General features: G+C 31.5%; 1 protein-coding gene. It reads right to left on the reverse strand.

The genetic code is table 11. From position 1 onward, the window contains the following. Positions 1-480, reverse strand: a 480-nt coding sequence (locus F1B92_RS08960; RefSeq protein ID WP_195836350.1) for a hypothetical protein, incomplete at both ends; no start/stop codon positions are given.

A 480-nucleotide genomic window follows, 5' to 3' on the forward strand; every position in this document is an offset into this window, starting at 1 on the left:
TTGATTGTCAATTTTACTTGGATAGCGGCTTGCTAATCTTTTATCAAAAAAGGTTATACCTGTTTTAAACTCGGTGCAAACATCCAATTCATAACAATTCGTTTCTCCACCTCCATAACAAAGATTTCTATTTTTTTGTGCATTAGATGGATCTGGGTTATAGGTACCATCGTTTAAATTTACATGAATCATTGGATATATTATTTGCTTTTCAGCAATCATACCTGGTTCGAAATATTCTAAATCCCAGTGTGGAAGTTTAATAAAAGTTGATTTTAGATGCCATTTGGGTGTTTCTTGCTTTATTTTATCGCAATAAACTAAGTCCCAATTGCCTTCGCCTTGATGTTTTTGCTTTTCATATTTGCAAAGAGAATTTAAAAAAGTACCTGCTTTTGTAAAATAACGAGCATTGTATGTTCTACTAGGACGCGTTAAATATTTTTCTGGATATTTAATTTTTTCAACCTTAGTGCATTT

The sequence above is a fragment of the Campylobacter portucalensis genome, from assembly GCF_009690845.1.
Classification (GTDB): Bacteria; Campylobacterota; Campylobacteria; order Campylobacterales; family Campylobacteraceae; genus Campylobacter_B; species Campylobacter_B portucalensis.